At 55.6% G+C, this 5,225-nt stretch carries 6 protein-coding genes and 1 pseudogene; 5 read left to right on the forward strand and 2 right to left on the reverse strand.

Translation table 11 applies throughout. The features are described 5' to 3' along the window. From Q7T06_RS06280 to Q7T06_RS06290, 3 genes and pseudogenes are all read left to right on the forward strand, one after another. A pseudogene (locus Q7T06_RS06280) lies at positions 1-174 on the forward strand (folate-binding protein); the annotation flags it as partial. Positions 175-221: 47 nt separating this feature from the next. Next, positions 222-521 (forward strand): DUF4936 family protein, encoded by a 300-nt coding sequence (locus Q7T06_RS06285; protein ID WP_304782037.1) that lies wholly within the window; start codon positions 222-224, stop codon positions 519-521. Further along, entirely contained in the window at positions 512-1,246 is a 735-nt protein-coding gene (locus Q7T06_RS06290; RefSeq protein WP_304782041.1) for an NRDE family protein, read from the forward strand. Before Q7T06_RS06285 ends, Q7T06_RS06290 begins: the two co-directional genes overlap by 10 nt. 16 nt (positions 1,247-1,262) lie before the next feature. Here Q7T06_RS06290 and Q7T06_RS06295 read toward each other — a convergent pair whose 3' ends face one another. After that, positions 1,263-1,697 (reverse strand): PaaI family thioesterase, encoded by a 435-nt coding sequence (locus Q7T06_RS06295; protein ID WP_304782044.1) that lies wholly within the window; start codon positions 1,695-1,697, stop codon positions 1,263-1,265. Between the two features lie 274 nt (positions 1,698-1,971). Between Q7T06_RS06295 and Q7T06_RS06300 the strand changes: the two genes are divergently transcribed. Then, positions 1,972-3,633, forward strand: a complete 1,662-nt coding sequence (locus Q7T06_RS06300) for an MFS transporter (RefSeq protein WP_304782048.1) — start codon at positions 1,972-1,974, stop codon at positions 3,631-3,633. Here Q7T06_RS06300 and Q7T06_RS06305 read toward each other — a convergent pair. Further along, complete coding sequence (locus Q7T06_RS06305; RefSeq protein WP_304782051.1) at positions 3,630-3,884, reverse strand: hypothetical protein; 255 nt, start codon at positions 3,882-3,884, stop codon at positions 3,630-3,632. The two genes, Q7T06_RS06300 and Q7T06_RS06305, sit on opposite strands and share 4 nt — an antisense overlap. Between Q7T06_RS06305 and purT the strand changes: the two genes are divergently transcribed. After that, on the forward strand, positions 3,861-5,081 hold the full coding sequence (gene purT / locus Q7T06_RS06310) for a formate-dependent phosphoribosylglycinamide formyltransferase (protein ID WP_304782054.1): 1,221 nt from the start codon (positions 3,861-3,863) through the stop codon (positions 5,079-5,081). The two genes, Q7T06_RS06305 and purT, sit on opposite strands and share 24 nt — an antisense overlap. Positions 5,082-5,225: the final 144 nt, after the last annotated feature.

Consider the following 5,225-nt stretch of genomic DNA (forward strand, 5'->3'; position numbering starts at 1 on the left):
CCTGAACAACCATGCGGCATGGTCGTCAATGCGGAACGCTCGAATGCGCAGGAAACCGACTGCCTGGTCGAGATCAAGCTCGCCGCGGCAGAATCCGAAGTGCGCCTCGGTTCGGCGAGCGGTCCGGCGTTGTCGTTCCTGACGCTGCCCTACCCGCTGACCGATCCGGTTTGAACGGCCCCAGCAGAAACAGATTTATGCCAGATCGCCGACAACAAATAATGGATCTTTATATTTACTATCGTGTGCCGGCCGCCGATGCCGCACTCGTGCAGGCAAAAGTGAAGCAGATGCAGGCTAGCCTCGCCGATCAATACGGGATAAGTACAGCACTCAAGCGCCGGCCGGTCGAACAGGATGGCATGCATACGTGGATGGAAGTGTATCTCGCTGTTGCTGACGATACAGCGGAAGATTTCACCGCGGCGCTGGAACTTGCCGTTGCAGCAAACCAGTTGTCGTCATTGATAGATGGCAAACGCCATACCGAACAATTTTTGGACTTGTCTTTATGTGTCTGATCGTCTTTGCATGGCATGTGGTACCGGGCATGCCGCTGATCGCCGCGGGTAACCGTGATGAATTCTACGATCGGCCGGCAAAAGCCGCCGACTGGTGGGACGATCATCCGCAGATTTATGCCGGACGCGATTTGCAGGGCGGCGGCACCTGGATAGGCGTGACCCGCGCAGGACGCTTCGCCGCACTGACGAATATACGTGCGCCATCTGAAATGCGCAGCGATGCCCCATCGCGCGGCGCACTGGTGAGCAATTATCTGGCTGGCGACATGAGCCCGGATGAATATGTCGCCACACTCAAGTCGCAGGCTGCCGATTACAACGGCTACAACCTGCTGATAGGCGACAGCCGGCAACTGCTCTGGTTTTCCAATCGCGGCGATGCCGACGAGCGCAATGGCCGCGCGCTGGCTCCCGGCATTTACGGCTTGTCGAATTCCCTGCTCGATTGCGCCTGGCCCAAGGTGGTGCGCACCAAGGCGCAATTCGCCAGCCTCTTATGCCAGGGTGCGCCGGAAGATGCGTATTTTGAAATGCTGACCGACACCACTTGCGCATCGGATTGCCGCCTGCCGAAAACCGGCCTCAGCATGGAGCGCGAACGTTTGCTGTCGGCCGTGTGCATAGAGTCGCCCGACTATGGCACGCGCGTCTCTACACTGGTCAAGCTGCATGGCGATCAAGTCCCGGTATTGATAGAGCGGCCTACGCTGGCGATGCGCTAGTACCTGTACCGGATGCTCAGGCCGGCATCATTTTTTTCGCGATATCGGTGCGGCGGATGAATTTGAAAGTGCCGGCAGCCTTGGCAACCAGCTTGTCGTCATTCCACAGCTCGCCTTCGCAAAAATAAATACTGGCGGAGTGATGCAGCACCTTGCCTTTGGCCACCAGACGTCCGCCTTCCCTGCCGCCAGGCTGCATGAAACTGGTCTTCATTTCTATCGTCACGCCGCTGCGTATATCCGCATCGAGCGAGCGTCCTGCCAGCGACATCACGTTATCCAGCATCGTCATGATCACGCCGCCATGCGCCACATGCCAGCTGTTGGTGTGGCGCGCCTGCAGGATCAATTCGACCTGCGCCTGACCATCGCCGGACTCTATGACTTCTATACCCAACTCCTGCAGGAAAGGGATAGGCAGTGCAGCGGAATTACTGGAGGGATTAGTCATGGTTACTCTTCAATTGCAAAATGGCGTCATTTTAGAGCCATCCGCGCCCGCCGCATAACTTGCGCGGAAATTTCAGTCCTGCCTGCGCCTTGCCGGCGCTTTCCGATTCATTCATGCAGGCGCTGAAAACAGTCATTTTCATACTGCGCACCAGTAAGCATTACGTAAGTTTCGCGCAAGTCTCGCGTAAGGTTTTAGCTGCACACTCCAACTGCTTACCCAATACAAAGAATGTGCCCACACATTCATATTAATAATTATTAAGGAGACGAGCATGGCGACAGTATCTAAAGCTGGACGCGGCATCACGGCAGAGGAGCGAAAAGTTATTTTCGCATCTTCGCTGGGAACCGTATTTGAATGGTATGACTTTTATCTTTACGGCTCACTCGCCGCTATCATAGCCAAGCAGTTTTTCGCTGGCACCGATCCAAATACGGCTTTCATCTTTGCCTTGCTCGCCTTCGCTGCAGGCTTCATCGTCCGACCGTTCGGCGCCGTAGTTTTCGGCCGCCTCGGCGACATGATAGGACGCAAATATACCTTCCTGGTCACGATCGTCATCATGGGCGCATCGACCTTCATCGTCGGCTTGCTGCCTAACTATGCTTCGATCGGCATTGCTGCACCTATCATTCTGGTGGCATTGCGCATCCTGCAAGGTCTGGCGCTTGGTGGTGAATACGGTGGTGCGGCAACTTACGTTGCCGAACACGCACCGGATGACAAACGCGGCGCGTTCACATCCTGGATCCAAACCACGGCAACCATGGGCTTGTTCATGTCGCTGCTGGTCATTCTGGGTACCCGTACCGCAATCGGCGAAGCTGCATTTGCCGACTGGGGCTGGCGCATTCCATTCCTGCTGTCGATTTTCATGCTGGCAATTTCGGTGTGGATCCGACTCTCGATGGCTGAATCACCTGCGTTTGTAAAAATGAAATCGGAAGGCCGCACATCCAAGGCACCGTTGACCGAAGCTTTTGGTCAATGGAAAAACCTGAAGATCGTGATCCTGGCACTGGTCGGCCTGACCGCAGGTCAAGCCGTGGTCTGGTACACGGGCCAGTTCTATGCACTGTTCTTCCTGACGCAAACCTTGAAGGTCGATGGCGCAACCGCCAACATCCTGATTGCCGCGTCCTTACTGCTGGCCACGCCATTCTTTGTGATCTTCGGTACGCTGTCCGATAAAATCGGCCGCAAGCCTATCATCATGGCGGGCTGCCTGATTGCTGCATTGACTTACTTCCCGATCTTCAGCGCACTGACCCACTACGCCAACCCGGCACTGGAAGCTGCATTGAAAGATGCACCAGTGGTGGTAACGGCTGATCCGGCAACTTGCCAATTCCAGTTCAACCCGACCGGCACCAAGAAATTCACTTCATCATGCGATATCGTGAAAGCAAAACTGGCAGCTGCTTCGGTTGCTTACTCTAACGAGGATGCAGCACCTGGCACGGTTGCCACTGTAAAAGTTGGCGACACCGTATTGTCGTCTTATGATGCCAAAGGCTTGTCGAAAGAAGACGCCACTGCCAAGGACAAAGCCTTCTCGAAAGAGCTGGCCGACGCCATCAAGGCAAAAGGTTATCCAACCAAGGCTGATTCATCGCAAATCAACTATGGCATGACCCTGTTCTTGCTGTTCATCCTCGTGATTTACGTCACGATGGTGTACGGCCCGATCGCCGCCATGCTGGTTGAAATGTTCCCGACACGCATCCGCTACACATCGATGTCCTTGCCTTACCACATCGGTAACGGCTGGTTCGGCGGCTTGCTGCCAACCACGGCATTCGCACTGGTTGCATTCAAGGGCGATATTTACTACGGTCTCTGGTACCCGATCATCATTGCACTCGGTACCTTCGTGATCGGCATGCTGTTCGTCAAGGAAACCAAGGATAACGATATCTACGCGAATGACTAAACATCGTTAATCTTTCGTTCAAGAAATTCTTGGATAAAAAGCTGCCAGGCAATATTGCTGGCAGCTTTTTTTTTTGCTCCGCTCACTGATGGATTTTCTAAAGAAAAATTTGCGCCGCCTGCAATTTGCTCTGTCCAAATCAGTCCAGATTTGCTATTGTCTGGATGCCAATAAAAATCTTCCCGAACACTATCCGGGCGCTCTGCGCGCTCAATGAATTTCCCCTCATGAATAGAAGCAACATTCCCCACCGCATCGGCACTCCTTTATCCAGCACCGCCACCAAAGTCATGTTGCTGGGCTCCGGCGAACTGGGCAAGGAAGTCATCATTTCACTGCAGCGTCTGGGCGTAGAAGTCATCGCCGTGGACCGTTATGAAAACGCACCCGGCCATCAAGTCGCGCATCGCGCTTACGTCATCGACATGACCGACGGTCTTGCACTGGCCGCGCTGATCAATCAGGAAAAACCGGATCTGGTGGTGCCGGAAATTGAAGCCATCGCCACCGCGACGCTGGTCGAAATGGAAAACGCCGGCAGCGTGCGCGTCATTCCCACCGCCCGTGCAGCCTGGCTGACGATGGATAGGGAAGGCATACGCCGCCTGGCCGCAGAAGAACTCGGCGTTGCCACCTCGCCTTACCGCTTTGCCGACAGCCTGCAGGAACTTGAGGCAGGATGTGCCGCGATCGGCTTCCCCTGCGTGGTCAAGCCTGTCATGTCATCGTCCGGCAAGGGGCAGTCCAAATTGAACGGCATGCATGAAGTCGCGGCAGCATGGGAATGTGCCGCTGCCGGCGGCCGTGTCGATGCCGGACGCGTGATCGTCGAAGGCTTTATCGATTTCGATTATGAAGTCACGCTGCTGACGGTGCGCGCGATCGGTGCCGACGGCGCAACGCACACGCATTTCTGCGAGCCTATCGGTCATGTGCAAGTCAATGGCGACTATGTCGAATCATGGCAACCGCAGGTAATGCATCCGGCTGCGCTGCAGAAGGCGCACGACATCGCACAGAAGGTAACCGACAACCTCGGCGGCCTGGGCCTGTTTGGCGTCGAACTGTTCGTCAAGCACGACATGGTGTGGTTTTCCGAAGTCAGCCCGCGTCCGCACGATACCGGCATGGTCACGATGGCCAGCCAGGAACAGAGCGAGTTTGAACTGCATGCCAAGGCGATACTCGGACTGCCGGTCAACGTGGCGATGAAAACGCCAGCCGCATCAGCCGTGATCTATGGCCAGCATGACGGCAAGGTCGTCTCGTTCGAAGGGGTGGCCGAGGCCTTGCAAGTCCACGGCACCGACATCCGCCTGTTCGGCAAACCGGAATCGTTCGCGCGCCGCCGCATGGGTGTTGCATTGGCCAGCGCCGCCGACGTCGAGACCGCACGCAGCCATGCCAAGGCAGCCGCAGCGAAGGTCAAGCCGGTCGTCGAAAACTGATGAAGGAAGCGCGCTTTCGTGCCGTCAATATGTTCGCCGGAAGCGATATTTTTCGCGCCGCATCCTTACTGTTTTATGCAACCTTGTTGTTCAATATCATCGTCCTGGTCTATGCAAAACATTTAAACGTGTCGCGCTCAGGAA

Origin of the sequence: Herminiimonas sp., from assembly GCF_030645555.1 — a bacterium.
Lineage (GTDB): Bacteria > Pseudomonadota > Gammaproteobacteria > Burkholderiales > Burkholderiaceae_D > Oxalicibacterium.

Bases quoted from the DNA above. Each gene is read 5' to 3' on its own strand.
- Q7T06_RS06285 (WP_304782037.1), top strand. From the start codon at position 222: ATGGATCTTTATATTTACTATCGTGTGCCGGCCGCCGATGCCGCACTC.
- Q7T06_RS06290 (WP_304782041.1), top strand. From the start codon at position 512: ATGTGTCTGATCGTCTTTGCATGGCATGTGGTACCGGGCATGCCGCTG.
- Q7T06_RS06295 (WP_304782044.1), bottom strand. From the start codon at position 1,697: ATGACTAATCCCTCCAGTAATTCCGCTGCACTGCCTATCCCTTTCCTG.
- Q7T06_RS06300 (WP_304782048.1), top strand. From the start codon at position 1,972: ATGGCGACAGTATCTAAAGCTGGACGCGGCATCACGGCAGAGGAGCGA.
- purT (WP_304782054.1), top strand. From the start codon at position 3,861: ATGAATAGAAGCAACATTCCCCACCGCATCGGCACTCCTTTATCCAGC.